The sequence below is a fragment of the Providencia sp. PROV267 genome, assembly GCF_028477825.1.
GTDB classification, from domain to species: domain Bacteria; phylum Pseudomonadota; class Gammaproteobacteria; order Enterobacterales; family Enterobacteriaceae; genus Providencia; species Providencia stuartii.
The window spans coordinates 116,303-135,500 of record NZ_JAMPLX010000027.1 but is presented as its reverse complement, the minus strand read 5'-3'; the positions used below and the strand labels follow the sequence as shown (position 1 = coordinate 135,500).

General features: G+C 38.5%; 12 protein-coding genes and 2 pseudogenes. 13 read left to right on the top strand and 1 reads right to left on the bottom strand.

Annotation, left to right across the window (positions count from 1 at the left end; translation table 11 throughout):
* Positions 1 to 1,207: 1,207 nt before the first annotated feature.
* The 8 genes from PR709_RS18220 to PR709_RS18185 all read left to right on the top strand — a co-directional run bounded on the left by PR709_RS18220 (position 1,208) and on the right by PR709_RS18185 (position 8,317).
* On the top strand, positions 1,208 to 1,489 hold the full coding sequence (locus tag PR709_RS18220) for a helix-turn-helix domain-containing protein (RefSeq protein ID WP_014657375.1): 282 nt from the start codon (positions 1,208 to 1,210) through the stop codon (positions 1,487 to 1,489).
* A 146-nt stretch (positions 1,490 to 1,635) separates the two neighbouring features.
* Positions 1,636 to 2,184 (top strand): type 1 fimbrial major subunit FimA, encoded by a 549-nt coding sequence (gene fimA, locus PR709_RS18215; protein ID WP_040132505.1) that lies wholly within the window; start codon positions 1,636 to 1,638, stop codon positions 2,182 to 2,184.
* 82 nt (positions 2,185 to 2,266) lie between these two features.
* Entirely contained in the window at positions 2,267 to 2,803 is a 537-nt protein-coding gene (locus PR709_RS18210) for a fimbrial protein (RefSeq protein ID WP_004917443.1), read from the top strand.
* A 68-nt stretch (positions 2,804 to 2,871) separates the two neighbouring features.
* Entirely contained in the window at positions 2,872 to 3,570 is a 699-nt protein-coding gene (locus tag PR709_RS18205; protein ID WP_088499421.1) for a fimbria/pilus periplasmic chaperone, read from the top strand.
* Positions 3,571 to 3,661: 91 nt separating this feature from the next.
* Positions 3,662 to 6,298: a fimbrial biogenesis usher protein gene (locus tag PR709_RS18200; RefSeq protein WP_272571087.1), complete on the top strand. Its 2,637-nt coding sequence runs from the start codon at positions 3,662 to 3,664 to the stop codon at positions 6,296 to 6,298.
* A gap of 58 nt (positions 6,299 to 6,356) precedes the next feature.
* A complete protein-coding gene (locus tag PR709_RS18195; RefSeq protein WP_004917440.1) occupies positions 6,357 to 6,845 on the top strand; it encodes a fimbrial protein in 489 nt (162 codons plus the stop codon).
* A 12-nt stretch (positions 6,846 to 6,857) separates the two neighbouring features.
* A complete protein-coding gene (locus tag PR709_RS18190; protein ID WP_272571086.1) occupies positions 6,858 to 7,370 on the top strand; it encodes a fimbrial protein in 513 nt (170 codons plus the stop codon).
* An 8-nt stretch (positions 7,371 to 7,378) separates the two neighbouring features.
* Positions 7,379 to 8,317, top strand: a complete 939-nt coding sequence (locus PR709_RS18185) for a fimbrial protein (protein WP_036942797.1) — start codon at positions 7,379 to 7,381, stop codon at positions 8,315 to 8,317.
* Positions 8,318 to 8,442: 125 nt separating this feature from the next.
* On the opposite strand, the pseudogene PR709_RS18180 reads toward PR709_RS18185, so the two are convergent.
* Positions 8,443 to 9,569: pseudogene (locus tag PR709_RS18180) on the bottom strand (IS3 family transposase).
* 226 nt (positions 9,570 to 9,795) lie between these two features.
* Between PR709_RS18180 and dptF the strand changes: the two are divergent.
* From dptF to PR709_RS18155, 5 genes and pseudogenes are all read left to right on the top strand, one after another.
* Positions 9,796 to 11,445 (top strand): DNA phosphorothioation-dependent restriction protein DptF, encoded by a 1,650-nt coding sequence (gene dptF, locus PR709_RS18175; RefSeq protein WP_154625847.1) that lies wholly within the window; start codon positions 9,796 to 9,798, stop codon positions 11,443 to 11,445.
* A 4-nt stretch (positions 11,446 to 11,449) separates the two neighbouring features.
* Entirely contained in the window at positions 11,450 to 12,772 is a 1,323-nt protein-coding gene (gene dptG / locus PR709_RS18170) for a DNA phosphorothioation-dependent restriction protein DptG (protein WP_163767675.1), read from the top strand.
* Positions 12,753 to 17,843, top strand: a complete 5,091-nt coding sequence (dptH, locus tag PR709_RS18165) for a DNA phosphorothioation-dependent restriction protein DptH (RefSeq protein ID WP_272571085.1) — start codon at positions 12,753 to 12,755, stop codon at positions 17,841 to 17,843. Before dptG ends, dptH begins: the two co-directional genes overlap by 20 nt.
* Positions 17,840 to 18,661 carry a restriction endonuclease gene (locus PR709_RS18160; RefSeq protein ID WP_272571084.1) on the top strand — a complete coding sequence of 274 codons (822 nt, stop codon included), beginning with the start codon at positions 17,840 to 17,842 and terminating at the stop codon, positions 18,659 to 18,661. The genes dptH and PR709_RS18160 overlap by 4 nt, the downstream gene beginning before the upstream one ends.
* A 217-nt stretch (positions 18,662 to 18,878) precedes the next feature.
* A pseudogene (locus tag PR709_RS18155) lies at positions 18,879 to 19,183 on the top strand (transposase); the annotation flags it as partial.
* Positions 19,184 to 19,198 lie beyond the last annotated feature (15 nt).

Here is a 19,198-nt window from a genome sequence, read left to right as displayed (position 1 = left end):
CGAACGGCCGAACATGGCGTTGAATGGCTATACCCCAATGCAACATCTACAACGAATGACCTGATTCTACTTATAACCTCGGTTAAAAACGGGGGGATTACCACGGTGAAGGTTTTTATACTACCTAGTTTAGAATGAGGTTATCTCAGCGACATTTAGCAGCGGTGAAATCAAAGGAACCTAGGCCCCTTGGGCTTACATTGGCTTGTCTGTTGAAATCGCTGAGAAAGTAGCAAAAGATCCAATTATAAATAAGCTGTCAAATAGAGGATTACTGGCGTTTATAGTAACTCTCTACATTATCCTTTCTAAAACTTACCATAATACTTCAGTTGACATTAATCATTATCATTTTTAGAGTAATTTGTTTCCTATTTTATTTTTAAAGTTTATTATCAATTATAATCAATCTTTTTTTGATCAATATTGGTTTTTTATTTTTATTGCGGAAGAGAGAGAAGGTGAATTAATACGAGTAAATTCTATTATAATGTGTAAATAATACTGAGTTTCCAACCATTCATTTGTATTTCTTATGTGTCTGATTGTTTTTTGTGCTTTAAGATTGAGTTTGAAATTACAGGAGTAAATAATCACTATTCTGTTGGGTAAATAATTTTTGGCTAATTATCTTAACGGTGGATGTTTAACTGTTTTTATTTTCAATAACGTGAAAAAATTATTAGATTTATAGAATTTCTGTATTGGTTAGTATTTTAAATTTTCTTAGTGGATAATGTTTTGGTCACGTTTTTTGATATTCTTATTGAAATAAAATTCTTGTTTTCTTTATTTTGTTTGTTGATCGTGTTTTTTAGTTTTACTTCAGCAAATTTTTTGTTTTTTTAATATATGCCTACTTTAGCTATTTATTGTAAATTATTGTTTCTAAATTACATGTATTACATGTAATTTATTTATCGTATTATTCACCTAAATATTTCTTTTTATTTTAAATTAAAATCTAACTTTATTTATATTGTTAATTAATAAGGGATTTTTCTTTTGATTCCCTCTTATTTTAATCGAAAAAACCGATCGAAAACAAAAATACAATAGATTTCGACTATCAAAATTAGACAATTCGATCGAAAAAAACAATTTTTAACTCGAAAAATGATTCTATATCCTAATATGAGTTGACGAATGTTTCTCTTATAAACAATACATAGAATAAATCCGCTAATAATAGTTAGAGAGGTTTAGAATGCGAGAGCGAAAATATGATTCGTTATCTAATAATATTGGCAGAATGCTGAAGTCTTATCGTAGAAGAACCGGATTAACAGGCAGCGAATTAGCCAAAAAAATTAATGTAAGTCAGCAACAAATATCCCGTTATGAAAATGGGGTTAATAATATAACATTCGACAAATTAATTATACTTTTTAATGCGCTTGAAATGGATGGGGCAGATGTTGAAATGTTTTTCGAAAAAATAAAGCGTTTTTTTGATTCTGATAAATACAAAAACACACGCAGAGAGTAATAAGGCATAACAGATATTTAAATTTAATTGAATTACAGTTTTGTAATTTAATTAAATTCGAACATTTTAACTGTGTCTTTATTTAAATGGTATTAACCCTCCTCTATTGTCAAAGTTTTTGCAATAAATAAACATAAGGAAATTTTATGAAAGTTAAATCACTAGCACTTGTTATTGTTTCGGCTCTATCTTTAAGTTCAGTTGCTGCTGTTGCAGAAACGACAACAGTTAATGGCGGTACTGTGCACTTTAAAGGTGAGTTGGTGAACGCAGCATGTGCTGTTGATGCTAACTCTGTAGAACAAACTGTACGTCTTGGCCAATTCCGTACTGCTAAGTTAGCACAAGCAGGTGACACCAGCTCTCCAGTTGGTTTCAACATTCAATTGAATGATTGTGATACCACTGTTGCAACGTCTGCAAAAGTCGCGTTTAGAGGCGTAGCCGCAAATGCCGCTAACCCAACGGTTCTAGCTGTTGCGGGTTCAGCAGCAGGTTCTGCGACTAACGTTGGCATTCAAATTTTAGACTCCAAAAGCGTACCTCTAGATCTTGATGGTGCAACATTTAGTAGTGCTATCACTTTGAATGATGGTAATAACGTTCTGCCATTCCAAGCACGTTACTATGCACTTGGTGCAACAACAGCAGGTATTGCGAATGCTGACGCAACATTTGCGGTTCAGTACGAGTAATTATTGCGCGATGGATGAAGGGTGAAAAACCCAATAGGCCATGGACGGCTTTTTATAAACAAAACTAAAAAGGTGAAAGCTCATGAGAGGGCTGATACTTGTTCTACTACTTTTGGTTTCTCCGCTTATGGAAGCTGGAAATAAGTGGCAAGTCCAACTTCCAGGCGGAGGAATGCGCTTTCAAGGGGAACTGATTGCTGAAGCTTGTAGTGTTGAAACTTCAGATAGAAGTTTGATCGTGAATATGGGGCAGTTGCGCACCAATATGCTCAATGCATCAGGCCAAGATACAGACCCCGTGATCTTTGATATTCATCTCCGAGAATGTAGCGCTGTTGCTAGTGAATACGTCTCAATCACTTTTGCGGGTATTGCTAACGATAAAAACCCAGCGATCTTTGCTATTGATAATGGACCTAATACGGCAACAGGTGTGGGACTGGCTATTTTTGACTCAAAAGATACGTTGATCCCAATAAATAGTTCACCACGAAAAATAGAGCGAGTCAGTAACGGTGATATGACTTTACATTTTGTCGCGAAGTATCGTGCGACTAGCGACCAAATTACAGGCGGAAAAGCGGATGCTCAAGCACTGTTTTCGCTCACATATGAATGAATAAAAAGATCAAAAAAATGTCTGCGCGTATTTTTAATGTTTTTAGTAAAAGAAGGACAGATGTAACCATGAGAACAGGAACAACTCGTAAACTAATTACTGCGTTATTTATATTACTCTGCTCAAGTATATCAACTCAGGTATACGCAGGAGTTGCTTTGGGCGCTACGCGGGTTATTTACCCTGCAGGGCAAAAACAGGTTCAACTTGCTGTCACCAATAATGATGAAAAGGGCGTTTTTCTTATCCAATCATGGGTAGAAAATGCTAACGGTCAAAAAGATAACCAATTTGCTATCACACCTCCGCTATTTTCTATGCAAGGTAAAAAAGAAAATACCTTACGAATTATTGATGCAACCAATAATCAATTGCCTAAGGATAGAGAAAGCTTGTTTTGGTTAAATGTCAAAGCGATACCTGCTATGGATAAGTCAAAGCAAAATGAAAATACCCTGCAATTAGCGATTATCAGCCGTATCAAACTTTATTATCGTCCTACTGATTTGGCGATTGCGCCAGATAAAGTGGCTGAAGAATTACGTTTTAAGCGGCAAGCCGGAACACTGTTTGTCACTAATCCAACACCATATTTTGCCACGGTAGCTGAACTAAAAATCGGCTCGGTGAAGCTAGATAATGTGCTAGTACCGCCTTTCGGTGACGCGTCAGTAACCGTACCGGCTAATGCAAATGGTGAGATTTCCTTCCAAACCATCAATGATTACGGCGCATTAACCCCCAAAATGACGGGGCGTACTCTGTAAAAGCGGGTTTCTTACTTATAAAAAAATAGCTAACTATCACTTTGAATTAAATAACTTACTGAGCGATTTAGCAGATCGGGTCGGAGGGAACATGTCATATCTGGCATCTGGAAAAGAGCCATTAATTTTGGAGAAGAAAACGTTTTTTGGCAATCTACCCGAGCGCCATTTTCCCTTAATTCCATTGGCACTCTTTATTGGTGTCTGCCTATACCCTACTTGGGCTGAGGCAGAATTATACTTTAACCCACGCTTTTTGTCTGATGATCCTTCTGCTGTTGCTGACCTGTCTGCTTTTGAACAAGGTCAAGAAGTACCTGAAGGCACTTATCGTGTTGATGTGTATCTCAATGATGGATATTTATCGATTCGAGATGTTCATTTTACTATCGATAAGAGTAGCAAAGAATTGTCGCCATGTTTAACGCTTGGTGAGTTAGCTAAAATGGGTGTGAAGACATTGGCCATTCCAAATGTCGAGACAATCTCTAAGGACACTTGTCAGCCTTTAAATACATTGATTGCTGATTCAACATCAAAATTTGATGTTGGCTTACAACGTTTATATATCACTGTGCCTCAAGTGTATATGAGGGATAGAGCGCGAGACTTTATTCCTACTGAGTATTGGGACTCTGGTATTACTGCAGGTCTTTTAAATTATAGCCTCACGGGAAGTCGTGCACGTAACCAAAATGGTACTCATAGCAGCTATACCTACCTGAATTTACAGAGTGGATTAAACCTTGGGCCATGGCGCTTGCGCGATAACTCCACATGGAGTCACAGTAGCGGTAAGACTAACAGTGAAACGCGTTGGGAGCATATCAATACTTATTTAGAGCGCGGTATCAATGAATTCCGCTCACGCTTAACGGTAGGTGATAGTTACACACTTGGTGATATTTTCGACAGTTTTAACTTCCGTGGTATTCAATTAGCTTCCGACGATAATATGCTACCGGAAAGCGAAAAGGGTTTTGCGCCTGTGATCCGTGGTATTGCACGAGGCACTGCTGACGTTTCAATTAAACAAAATGGCTATGAAATTTACCGGAATACTTTTCCGCCAGGGCCTTTTGTTATTAATGATTTATATGCGGCAGGGAACAGTGGTGATCTCCAAGTTACCATTACAGAGGCGGATGGTTCAATACAAAGCTTCACGGTGCCTTATTCTTCGGTGCCTTTGCTACAGCGTGAAGGGCATACTAAATATGCGGTTACAGTAGGTGACTACCGTTCAGGAAATGGGCAACAAGAAAAGCCGACCTTTGTACAAGGTACCATAATGCGTGGTTTGTCATATGGTTGGACGCTATATGGTGGAACGCAACTTGCAAATCGCTACCAATCTTTCAACGCTGGTATTGGTAAAAATATTGGTGTGTTTGGGGCATTATCCGTCGATATTACACAAGCTAATGCCAAGCTACCTGATGATAGTAATCATCAAGGACAATCTATTCGCTCCTTATATAACAAGTCACTGAATGAAACGGGAACAATTATTCAGTTAGCTGGTTATCGTTATTCAACTAAGGGTTATTACTCATTCGCGGATACCACCTATAAACGAATGGATGGCTATAACCTTGCAACACAAGATGGTGTTATACAGGTTACGCCGAAATTCACCGACTACTACAACTTAGCCTATAACAAACGCGAAAAAATCCAATTAAGTTTGACTCAACAATTGGGTGAACAATCGACGTTATATGTGACGGGTAGTCACGAAACATATTGGAATACTAATAAATCAGATAAGCAATTACAGGTTGGTATCAATACGTTAATCGAAGGGATCAATTGGGGCTTAAGTTACAGCCTATCGAAAAACTCGTGGCAGGATGCCAACGACCAAATGTTGGCCTTGAATGTAAATATTCCATTCAGTCATTGGCTGCGTTCGGATAGCCAATCTATCTGGCGTAATGCAAGTGCCAGCTATAACGCTTCACATGATCTGAAAGGCCGAGTCACCAATACGGCTGGTATCTATGGAACATTATTGGATGACAATAATTTAAGTTATAGCGTGCAAACAGGTTATGCCGGCGGTGGGGAAGAAAACTCTTCTGCAACAGGCTATACCTCACTCAACTATCGCGGTACTTATGGTAATGCCAACGTGGGCTATAGCTATACCAATGACTTAAGCCAGATGTATTACGGTTTAAGTGGAGGGATTTTAGCGCATGCTAATGGGGTCACGTTAAGCCAGCCAATGAATGATACGGTGGTTTTAATTAAAGCGCCGGGTGCCGGGAATGTCAAAGTTGAAAACCAAACCGGTGTTACAACGGATTGGCGTGGTTATGCCGTTTTGCCCTATGCCTCTGATTACCGTGAAAACCGAGTCGCTCTTAATACCAATACATTAGCTAATAATGTTGATCTTGAAGATCCCGTCGTGAGTGTTGTACCGACTCGAGGTGCAGTAGTGCGTGCGGATTTCCATCCTAAAGTAGGTGTGAAAGTACTAATGACACTCATGAGACAGGGCAAACCTGTGCCATTTGGTGCAGTGGTAACCTCAAAAGGCAGTAATGGTGGCAGTATTGTTGCCGATGATGGGCTGGTTTATCTAACAGGGTTGCCACTGGCAGGGCAATTGGTTGCTCGCTGGGGAGATAGCCCAGATGCACAATGCCAAGTCAACTACACACTGCCTGAGCAAAGCCGGCAGGAAATACTCAGTAAGCATCGTGTAGAGTGCCTTTAAGGAGCAAAAAGTGTTTGATAAATTGAAGATTTTTTCTGCAACCTTGCTGTCGTCGATCATGTTTTCTGCAAGTGCTTATGCAGCGGATAGCACGATCACTATTAAAGGCAATGTCAAAGACAACACTTGTGCAGTCGCACCGGGTTCTCAGAATCAAGTCGTTGATCTGCTAAATAATGCCGTTAGACAACTATATGCCATCGGTGAAGTGACACCACTTGTGCCATTCCAAATTGAGCTTACCCCTTGTGGGGCGTCAGTATTAGCCGTCAAGGTAGGATTTGTGGGCATCGCAGATGCAAACAATACGTCGTTATTGGCGTTAGAACCAGGAACTTCTAATGCTTCAGGAGCAGGGATACAAATTTTAGATGGCAGTAGAACGCCATTGGTACTCAATGCCAATAGTAATCAAATTGCATGGACACCATTGGTTGCTGGGCGAAGTAATACCTTGCAATTTTATGCGCGATTGATGGCTTCTAATTTACCTATTGTTGCAGGTCATGTACGAGCGACAGCAACTTTCACGCTTGAATTTCAGTAAACAGGGGATGCCATGATTGATAATTATTGGAAGAGGATCACTACACTACTATTGGGGGTGTTATCAAGCCAGATAACCTCAAGCTATGCGGCGGATGCCACAGTCACCGTGAATGGTAGTGTGGTGGCAAAGCCTTGTACTGTAGCAACCACTACCGCCAATGTTGAATTGGGTGATCTATATACCCTCAATTTAATTTCTGCTGGCTCAGCCTCTGAATGGCATTCAATTTCATTGAATTTAGAGAATTGCCCGGTTGGTACATCAGCAGTGACGGCAACCTTTCAAGGGATCGCCGATACCACCGGCTATTATAAAAACCAAGGTACGGCAGGCAACATTCAGTTGCAATTGCAAAATAGTGCAGGAACAAATTTGAATAACGGTGCGCAGCAAAAATTACAGGTCAATGATTCTACCATGTCGACGAGTTTTCCATTAAGAGTCAGAGCATTAACAGTCAAAGGTGGTGCGACACAGGGAACTATCCAGGCAGTGATTGATGTCACTTACACTTATCAGTGAGTTAAACCATGAATGTAAAAAAAATGATTAAATTATTTTTCGCTAATCTGATTATTTATTTAGCCAGTATCTCTTCTGTGTATGCATTTACTTGTTATGACTCAACGGGGAATGTGTTGGATAGTCTTTCGGGGACAGCGACTGCGAACGTTTATGTTAACCTTCAACCGAGTGTGCAAGCAGGACAAAACTTAGTGGTGGATTTGTCACGATCTATTTTTTGTCGCAACGATAGTCCTTTAACTCGTAGGGACTTGGTGAGTATGAGACGAGGCTCTGCCTATGGTGGGGTATTGTCGAACTTTAATGGTTCATTACGCTATTATACGTCAAGCTATCCGTTTCCGTTGGTGTCACCGACTCATCAACAGAATTTCCCTTCAGGGAATTATACACCTTGGAACACTCAGCTATATTTGACCCCTATTTCAGCGGCGGGGGGAGTGGTTATCAATAAAGGCACTCGTTTTGCGACATTGGTGATGTACCAAGTTGGCTCTGCTCTTGTTGGTGGCGGTAATGTGGAGACGGCGACCTTTACGTGGAATTTATATGCCAACAATAATGTAGTAGTACCTATTGGTGGTTGTGATGTTTCTTCGCGTAATGTGATCGTTAATCTGCCTGAATATCCTGCGACTGCACCAGTACCACTTTCTATTTATTGTGCACGAAATCAAAATATTTCTTATTACCTGACAGGTTCGACGGATACCAGCTCTTCCATATTTGCGAACACTTTTTCGGGAACTAATGCGGCAAAAGGCGTCGGGATCCAATTAGTGCGTAATGGAAACGCCATCCCAACTAACCAAAACGTGCAGTTGGGGGCTGTGGGAACATCTGCGGTGAGTTTAGGTTTGAGTGCACGATATGCACGTACTACAGGGCAGGTGACGGCAGGGAAAGTACAATCAGTGATTGGTGTTACTTTTATCTATGATTAAAGAGAGAGTCAAATGTTGCTAAATTCAATCGCTGCATTTGACGAATTCAGCCTGTTATGTGATTTATGTGAGACAACGCGTACAGGCTGCAACATATCTTCTAATAAGCTTCCGTCCACTCCCTCTTAATTGAGACACACCAAATTAGAGTATTCTAACTGTTTACGATAGGCCTTCGGTGGGAGGTGATTTAAATTTTCATGGCTGCGGTTCAAATTGTAATCTTGTTGCCAAAACCACACCATTTCTCGTACTTGGTTTAATGACTCAAATAAATCGGCATTTAAAAACTCATGGGGAGAAGGAGCCATTAAATCGTTCGATAAAACCGTTTTGTTGCGGTTTGCTCGTTTGAATATGGCATAGCTCAATCTGATTATTTGTACAATAATTCAATAGGTTGGTTGAGATAAGCTCCGGTCCATTATCAACGCGTATTTGTTTCGGCACTCCTCTGTCGACTTTTAAGCGTTCAAGCACTCTAATAACCCGTTCAGCTGACAACGATGTATCCACTTCAATCGCCAAACATTCACGTGTTCCTTCATCAATAATATTCAATATTCTGAAACGCTTACCACAATATAAACTGTCATGTGCAAAATCCAATGCCCATTGAACATTCGAAACTTTTTCAATCACTAAGGGGCTTTTTTCTCGTTTCGGCAGTATTTTTTAACTCGCCGTTTCAGGTTTAACCCCAAAACGGCAATAAACGCGATAAACTTGTTTATGATGAAAGAGATAACCTTGAGATTGCAGTCGAAAATAGTATTTCCAGAAGCCAGATTAAGGCGTTTTGGTTAGCCAGTTTGTATAGCATCAATCACGATTTTATCCTTCTTATTCTTACGCCAATTTTGTGTCTTCCGATAAAAAGTGGCTCAAGATAACGAGATTAATTTGCACGCTTTTATGAACGATAAATCCGTTTGAATAAGCGATTGTGTGCATGATTTCTTTTCGGTCACTATTAACTTTTTTTGCGAAACGCACCTTCATAGCATGGTTTTCAAAATTGGTTTCTGCAAACATTTTTTGAGTGTTGTATTTTCTTATTTGAGTTCTTTTAATTTTTTAATACTAATGTATTACGAGATTAAGCACTTTGATTTCCAATTGTAGTAGGTGGCGTTGCTGATCTCATTTTAACGACAAATGTCTTCCACTTTCATCCCAAATCGGTGAGCTTTAAGATATTCACGATTTGAGTTTTAGTAAAATGGACTTTTTTATCATGACCTCTGCAAATTTAGAGCAGAAAATCTAAGTATCGCCATCTTATTTTAAGGGGAGTGGACTGGGCGAACAGCTAATTATTTATAATACTTGATAAGTAATTCTAACTTTTTTGTGATCAAAAACTGATAAATGATGCAAATTCACTCATTATATATTTAAATAACATAAATATAGGTAGAGGTAATGAGCATTGCTATATAAAATCGTTAGTATTTTTCATCAGAGACTATGAAGTTATGAGTACAATCACATTACGTAAAGCGCTGAGGGTTCTTGCAAAATCATCTTCACTTTCTGTAACAACAGAGATTGATCGAGAAAAGGATGTTTTTGATGAGTTAAAAAAACAGCTCTTTGTTGAACAAGAAATAGAAAGAGATTTGCAAAAGTACTTAGATGTGGTGAAACCAGGAGAAATTATTTTTTTGTGTGGTAGTAGTGGTGATGGGAAATCTGAAATTCTAACCCGTTGTAAGTCAGATCTACGTTATCAGAATAAATTCAATTTTCATCTTGATGCTACGCATAGTTTTGGTCCTCGACAGTCAGCTATCGATGCACTAAATGATTTATTTGATAACCATAATCAACAGTCACGGCCACTCCTTATAGGCATTAATACTGGTATGTTAGCTAATTTTGCTAGGGAAGGCAGTGAATGTCATAAAGAGCTAAGGTCGATAATTGATAAATTTTTATCCGTAAAGCAGGAAGGTAACCGTCCTTATCAGGTGAATAATTACTCTTTTTTTGACTTCGAGGATTACCCTAAATTCCTATTTAATGAAAATAAGCAGTACTCACCATTTATTAAATCACTATTAAAAAATTTAACTAAAAATGAAGATGATAATTTATTCCAAGTGATTTTCAGGAAAGACGAGCAAATAAATCCACACCTGACAGAAGTCGCAAACTTTAAATTACTTTGTATGCCAGGTGTACAAGATGTGTTAATCACACAACTTTTTAAAGCACGATTAATAAAAGACCAGTTTGTGACAACCAGAACATTGCTGGATTTTTTGCATTATCTACTCATGGGGCCTGGCTATTTATTTGATAATCTTTTTACTGTTGCAGAAAATGAGCTAATTAAAAAAATTTCTGATTTTGATCCTGCTAGATTACACACATATGAGCTTGACCAATTTGTTTTGCGTTATGAGCTTGGGTTGATTGACCCTGAGTTGGATGAGTTTTTAACTGCACTTGAGTCGTTACACATTAAATTTGATCGTCAGTGTATTAAGTCTGGCGATGCATCCTCATTAATTCGGCTTTTTTGGTTACTACAATATGAGTCATTGGGAAATGATTACCACCAAAAATTTTCATCTTTCTTTAATGAAACATTATTTGAGCGTTACTCAGAAATTTGGCATTTGCATAAAAATTATACTGCAAATGCAGAACAGAAAAAATTATTAAATCGCTTCTATATTTTTGAACTTATTGCAGGCATACAGCGCTATGCTAACCGCAAAGCACCAGAATTAAGTATGCAAAAAGAAGAGTTTTTTTTAGGTGAATTCGGTGGCGTTAAAATAACGGCCCCAGTAGAGATTAAACCTAATTGGGAAGCTATCTGTAATAAACATACTGCTCATCCAACTGGCTTTGATGTCCATTTAAAAGTGGGACAAAATTCACTACCTCCTGTTCATATTGGGCTTAATCTATTTGAACTATTGTACAAGTTAAACAATGGTTATCGCCCGAATAAGTATGATAAAAATTCCATCGTATTGCTGGATGAACTTGTTGAGTTAATTACAGGGCAAGCTAAATCCAGTCGTGAAATTAATTTTTATGATGGTGGGCTACGGGTTTATCGAGCCAAGGCAGATGACGATATGATCGCTATTAGCGGTATGGAGGGTTAACAGAATGTATCCTATCGCAACAACACTAAAAGTAGGGAATAATCAATTAGATAGTTATTTACCAATACGTAATAAAAATAATGATATTAATTGGCAAATAGTCACTGGTCTGGTTCTTAGTTATGCCTTGAAACGTAAAATCGAAGCTTACGCCCCAGAACAATTTCGTGATGATTGTAAAACACATTTGCAGGGGCTACTTGACGAACCTAACTTTTGGTCGGTGCTCGAGAGAATGTACTTTTCTAGCAAGGGTATCTTTCGTGTTTCTCCTCTTTTTTTACTATTTCACGCCCAGTTTATAGGGGAAAAGATAAGTACATGTTCAAAGACGGATCAGCGTCTTGGAACTCTGTTTGCTAATCTGATGGGCGACTTTAGTCTTAGTTATCCAATACAGGACAAACTTAACTTCATTGAACAACAAATATTGAATAAACTCGATGAAAAAGTAGAGCCACTAGAAAAAAGTCCATTTGCTGAAGAGCAGCCTTATCTACCTTACATGGTAATGTGTTTTCAGGATGATCTAGCGTTTTTGGCAGAGCATCCTCAGTATCTTTTGCAGGAGTTAACCAATACCTTACGTTTGTATGCATTTAGTTGGTGTGCTCAGTTAGCGCTAAATCTGGATAATTGGCAAAATGGAGAACCGAAAAGTAAGTCATTGTTTTTCATTCTTGATAGCGAAAAAGCTAGCTCTGAACGAGAAAAAGTGAAGCGGTATGGATATAAATTGTTTGCTAGTCAAAGCGAAAAACTTTTCCCTATACTTTCTGCCCTAGAGGTTTTGCAATGGGAAAAGGGAAAGAAAAAACGTCCTCTATGGCAGATTTATCAGGAATCCTTGAATTATTCAGAGTCATCTTCTCAGGTTTTAAATAATCTTAACGTCTATCTACAAGAATTTATTAAAGAACGAGGTCTTGAGCCCCGTGAACAAGCGACAAATTTGGAATGTGCTTTCAAACAGTTACTTTCTGTTGCTCTTGAACAATTTCAAGGTAAGAAATCTGATCGAGCAACGGTGAATCGTAAATATGTTAACGAATTGGAAAACCAAATTTGTGCTGATTTTATTCAGGTGCGTGGCCGGGCAGGGAAAGTATTGGTGCTCAATCAGGACCGCTTACTGTTACTGACCAACCTTACTATCGGTAAAAATGACAAACTTCGGTTACATGAATTGTTGCGTGGTTTTGAACAGCGGGGATTCTATTTGGATAACCAGTCAGAGCAGGCTTTGGTGGCTTTTTATGAACGAATGGGAAATGTGGAACGAATGAGTGATAGTGGAGACGCCGTGTATGTCCGTAAAACAGTATGAAACCTATTTGGCGGAAACCTTTATTGAGTGGGTTAGTGATATTATTCAGGCTGGAGAACGTTATCAGTTTAAGTCTCCTGATCCTGATAATGCTATAAAACTCTGGCAAGCTTTCATTGATCTTGCGGGTGAAAATCAATTGGAAATTGGACCAGGACAATACCTGCCCTACCTCTCGTGCAATAATGTTCAGCTTATTCCTGTTTTACATGGTTCTGCAGCACCAGCATTTACTGAAAATTATATTTCTCATTTGCGCGATAAGGTGGCAGGGCGTAGCGGAGTTTTTACTAAAACAGCTCTACTGATTATTCATAACAGTATGCTCGATACCTTGATTAATAGTACGAAAGATGTCGCTGCTCCTGATTCGATTTGGTATCCGAAAACCTTTAGCCATCAGTTAGAAAAGCTCATTCGTAGCGATAGTAAGAATTCGGAACTATCCAAGTGTTTGTTGGATGATCAACTAGCAATAGTGCTGGATGAAGGCGCAACTGTATTTGGTTTTGCTTCATTGTACCGTTTATTAGATGATGGCAATTTGGATTTTTCCGAACTTCATCTATTTAAAGACGATGAGCTATTAAACTATAGCCATAAACAGTTACGTACAAGGTTGAATGAAAATAGAAAATTATATCGTCAGATAGAAGACTGTGTTGAACGTTACAGTGGACAACTAGAAAATGTACTTACTGAATTTAGTTCAAAATTCATTCAAGAACACTTCGTTGATAAAGAAGACTGGCGTGAACTCGATTTTTCTGATTATAGAAAAGAGAAAGAACAGAACAGTGAACAGAAACTTGTGCTGGATAACATCATCGTCGAAAATGGGGTAGTTTGGCAACGAGCTAAAAGTAACAGTCAGGCTGGTAAACGGGATATCAGTGTATTAATTCAGGTACAGCCAAGAGCTACAGAGGTTAAGCTGGAACTCATCTTTCAAGGTAACGACCTTCAGGATAATCAGATAAAGATTGCTCACCATCGCCAGCTGAAAAAAGAACAATTTTGGCGTACTAGCCGAGCCGGAGGTAAGAGCTCCCGTGTTACTGCATCCGTTCCTTTTGATGGGCATCCCTGTTTTTTTAGCCTTGAGTTGACCAATCGAAATAACCCAGCCGAAGAGTATAAGTTCCGCTTATTGTTGGTTGAACAGGGGCAATTCTGGCTTAATGATATTCAACACATCTACCGTATTGAACCCGGCAAAGGACAAATAACGCTACAACTAGAAGATAATGAACTGCGTATTGCTGAGTCGGGAAATTTGGCTTACATACTGGATGATGACAGTGAAGATATTGACAGTCGTCAATATTCTTTAGTGAATTTTGAGACATTGGCGAATCAAAGTGATTTAGTTCAGTTTACTCTCATTTCTGGTAATTCTCGTTTATTGTTTAACATAGAGGGCCCCGGTGCTGAAGAAGGTTTAACGCTACCACTACTTTTTGATCAAAGCCGTTTTAATAAATTATTCAAAGAAGAAGGAAATGCTATATATAACCGATTGAAGGGGCGCATTATTCTTGAAAATACTGAGCATAAAGTCGTCGGTGTACGCCAACAATTGTTGATGTTGGAAGCTGTATTAATTGATCAACATCTTCTTGGTATGGGAAGTAATGATAGTGTATTTGAGTTGGATGAGCTTCTTATTAGCTACCCTGAACTCCATAGAGCTTACAGTCAATTATTCGATTATTATCAGCACCATGGCACTTTACCGAGTCTAGTATCCTGGTCAGGTGAATATCGTACGTTGGTAGACCAAGTTGTTACTATGTTTGAGCATGCTCTGCAAAAAATTAGTATGAGCAGAGCGCTTACAGCACAGGAAAAGCGCCTTTTGTATCTGGGAATTTGTCAGGTTGATACCCATGAACGCCTTTCGCCACTACATCCTTTAGTATTAGCTTATCATTTACAGTTGGCAGAAACTATTGTTGCAGAATTGGAACAGCACGGCTCGAATTCATTTGCTGCACTACCACCGATTACTCTTGATCGTTTAACGGTTTCTGGCTTAATGCCATTTGTTTATCACAGCGAACATGAATATGCACAATTACAGGCAGTGGAAGAAAATCGTTTCTGGATTGATGTTGTTCCTCAGCGTCAGGTAAGTCATGAATATGTGAAACGTTTGGTGAAAGATAAGCTCAATGAGTTTACCGACGCCTATTCGCGACTTTTCCAGAGTACGGAACACAATTCGTTAATTATCAATGCTATTAATCAGAAAAATGCTAAAGAGCTATTTTTGGGAGTAGTAGAATATTTTAAGCAGGAAAAAGAAAATGCTATTTCGGTGCATGTAAATTGCTATGATGAACGTCTTCTACCTAACATGTTTGATCGTTTTGCCGAGAGTGGTAGTTATGAAGAACTTAAAAACGATTTAGGTTTAAACAGTGGATCATGGCGAGCCGAAGCTGATATGTTGATTGATTTGTTACGTAGTCGTCTAACATTCAGTAAATTTGTTCTTCCCTCTGAAAGCGATAAATTAGCTTATGCACATCTGGCTTTTTTCACTAATACTGCACCAGTAGATTGTCGTCAAATTAATATTAAAAATGCATCTAGTGGGGTTTTATGTCATGGCTTGATAGCTGGTGAGGGGGCTGAAATTCAGGGAGATGCATACTTCACAGCCTTTGGCTTGCGTGGTGTTGATATTGAATCTTATTGTGCTTTACGCCTAGCCCATTTAATTGGTTGCCTATGGCAACCTGCCCGTCAGAGTAATAGCCAATATCATGGGTATGGTATCGGATTAGCTGTAAGCGCCAGTTTCAAAAAATTACTCAATTACTCCTATAACAGCGCCCTTTGGACAACTATTATCGACCCTAAAGTCACACTTGATTTTTTTACTAGTCAGAAAGATGTGGTACTCATTCACTATTCTGATCAGTATACCAGTTGTGCGGGTTATGATGCTGTAACGGTCACGAAACAAGTAGATCTATTTTTGCGCCTACTTAAAACAGGAAACCAGCCAGAGCAATGCGCGGTAGATAGCCAACATCTTCTTGCGGAGTTTAATGCCTTTAATGGGGAATGGTTGCTGAAAATGTTACGCTCCAGCGAAAAGGAACGTAAGGAGAAACATGGTATTATTGGCGCATATAAGTTTGTGCAATCTATGTTGAATGAATCTGATATTTGCTGGATTCCGCTATCAGTAGCTGAAATGATTCGCGTTTCGGGTAACGTTGGACTGAAAATGAAGGAGAGTGATTTATCCCGAAATCTGCAAGGTTATCGCAAAGGAGCTATTTCAGATGATGTTCTTTTTGTTGGTTTTAAAGAAAATCGTCTCTATTTATTGCCGCTGGAGGTTAAAACTGGCACAAGGCCTGATTACAGCTATGCAGGCCAGCAAGCTCGTGAACTGAAACGCTATTTGCAACAGGATATTCTAGAACCACAAACGTTAGCCTCTCAATTATACCGAGCACTTTTTATTCGTCAGGTTTTGATGCAAGTTGAAAAATTGCGTTTGTATGAAGTATTGGATAACGACAAACTCTCACCTTTACTTGAACGACGCGAATGGTGGTTAACAGGTGATTATCAGTTGGGAGAGTTGAACAACTATGTAGATGGTTTTGTTGTTGCGCACGTTGACAGTGGGACTTGTTTTGATCTTTCTTATAAAGAAACAGATGATAATATCTTACAAATTGAAATTCCTTATTCATTGTTGCCATCACTAATCTCATCGCAGGGGGATGAACTACCACTAGCTGAACGGTATCGAGTGCCAGAAAAATATTTGCTTAAACCGATGTGTGATACAACATTACACAATTTGAGTTCGATAAGCGCCGATAAAGCACCAATCGCTGCTTTATCGACGTTAAATTCGGAGTTGCTACAGCCTGTAGAGCCACTAGTAACCTCTGATGCTAGTGTTAACGATAATACTCCATTACAGGTTTTGTTTGGTCATGATGTTATTCTGCAGAATCCTTTGTATTGGGAACCTACGAATACTGCGAAGTTTATGAATACCAATACTGGCATTATTGGCACAATGGGTACAGGAAAAACCCAGTTTACTAAGTCATTAGTCACACAGTTGATACACAATCAATCCTGCAATGTTGATAGTAAACCGATCGGTTTGCTGATTTTTGATTATAAATCTGACTATGTGGATGATGCGTTTCAGAAAGCGACCAATGCTAAAAAATACACACTGTTTAATCTTCCTTATAATCCATTATCTTTGTTTGGTGATATACCAATGTTACCAATTCATACTGCAGGTGGGTTATCAGAAACAATGGCGAAGGCCTATGGCTTGGGCCATAAGCAACAGCTTAAATTAGAAAATTTGATTCTGGAATGCTATAAAGATGCGGGTATTTTGCCAGAAGACCCTTCTACATGGTCAAAAACAGCCCCAACAATTGAAGACGTGTGGAAAAGATTCTGCGGCCAAAAAAAAGTTGAAGAAGATTCTCTTTACGCGGCACTTTCTAAGCTGGCGCGTTACAAGATATTTGAAACTGTTCCTGAAAAAATGACAAGTTTATACGAATTGATTGATGGTGTTACGGTTATTGAATTGGCAGGGTACCCACCAGAAATTCAAAACTTGGTTGTTGCGTTGACGCTAGATTTGTTTTACGCCCAGATGCAAAAAAGAGGAAAACCAACGGTACGGGGTGATTATCGACAATTAACAAAAATGATTTTGGTGGATGAGGCTGATAATTTCATGCGCCAAGATTTTGATAGTTTACGTAAAATCCTTAAAGAAGGTAGAGAATACGGTGTTGGAGCAATCCTTTCGACACAAGAGATCACGCATTTTAAGACAGGGGAAAATAACTACGCTTCTTACATTTTGACTTGGGTTGTCCATCGTGTTTCGGAGATTAAAAATGCGGATATCAAGGCTGTGTTTAATGTCGATGATAGAGGAGAGCAGGAGTCATTGATGGGGCAGATTCGGCAGCTTGATAAACACGTTAGCCTGTATGTAAATGGGGATAAACAGGCCATGAAAATGCGCGATAAGGCATTTTGGGAGTTATTTATATGACTATTATTGAAGCTATAATAAGCGTATTAAAGGAGCACGGTAAGCCCTTATCACATAAAGATATTTATGAGCACATCATTAATAAAAAGTATTACTCTTTTGGCGCGAAAGATCCTGTAAATGTTGTACGAGGTGAAATTAGAAAACATTGTTATGGAATTGATTTTCCTAGTGCATCACCAAGAAAAATATTTATTGAGGTTAAATCTATAGGGCAATCAAAACCATTATATGATTTATGGCAAGGACAATTATTAAATACTAACCATCCAAAAGTTGAAAAGGTAACAAAGGATCAATTACCGGAAGAGATTATTCACGGTAAATATGTTGAGCACATAAATAGCATAAAGAATCAATTGCTTGATGCTATTAATTCTTCTGATCCGGCTTTTTTTGAACGACTTGTAGTTACTCTTTTATTAAAGATGGGATATGGATGGCATGAGTCTGAAGCAGGTAAAGTTATAGGTGGCGCTGGGGATGAAGGCATTGATGGGATTATTAATGAAGATAAATTAGGTTTGGAAAAAATATATATTCAGGCAAAGAGATATAATAATAAAAAAGTTCCTCCGAGTGAAATTCGAGAGTTTATAGGGGCAATGAACCAAAAAGGTGCACAGAAGGGAGTTTTCTTTTCATCATCATGCTTTACAGAACAAGCTATTAATAGTGCAGGGAAAGCACAAGGCATGAGTATTACACTAGTTGATGGTAATCAATTGTGTGAATATTTGGTTCAGAATAGTATGGGAGTGGCGAAGGTAAGTACATATGAAATATTTGAAATAGATAAAAATTTCTTTGATCTTTAATTCTGTATTAGGAAGAGAGGTATATCCCGAAGTGTAGACCCCGTAAATAATTTTGCGTCTTTACAGGGTCTTCAGTAAAGCGAACTTTTTTATAGCGACCACTGTAATTTTTAAAGCAGAAAATCTAATTATAGTTGTCTTATTTTAGAAGAAGTAGACATTTTCTGAGGCTGTAATTTAAATTGTGTATTTGCCTACTTTTGATAGGTTAACCTCAACAGAAGCTTCTGCATTGATAGCATTGAAAAAATTCGCTTTAATATGGGACGAAAAATACCCGCAAATTAGCAAAAGTTGAAAAGTTGGTATGCGCATTGGGAAAACGTAAATACATTTTTTGTTTACCCTGATGATATCCGCAAAGCTATTTATACCACGAATGCCATCAAGTCACTAAATAGCGTTATTCATCATGCGATTAAGAAACGTAAGGTATTTCCCAACGATGATTCAGTGCGTAAAGTCATTTACTTAGCGATTGAATCAGCTTCTAAAAAATGGAGCATGCCAATTCAAAACTGAAAACAGGCAATGAGC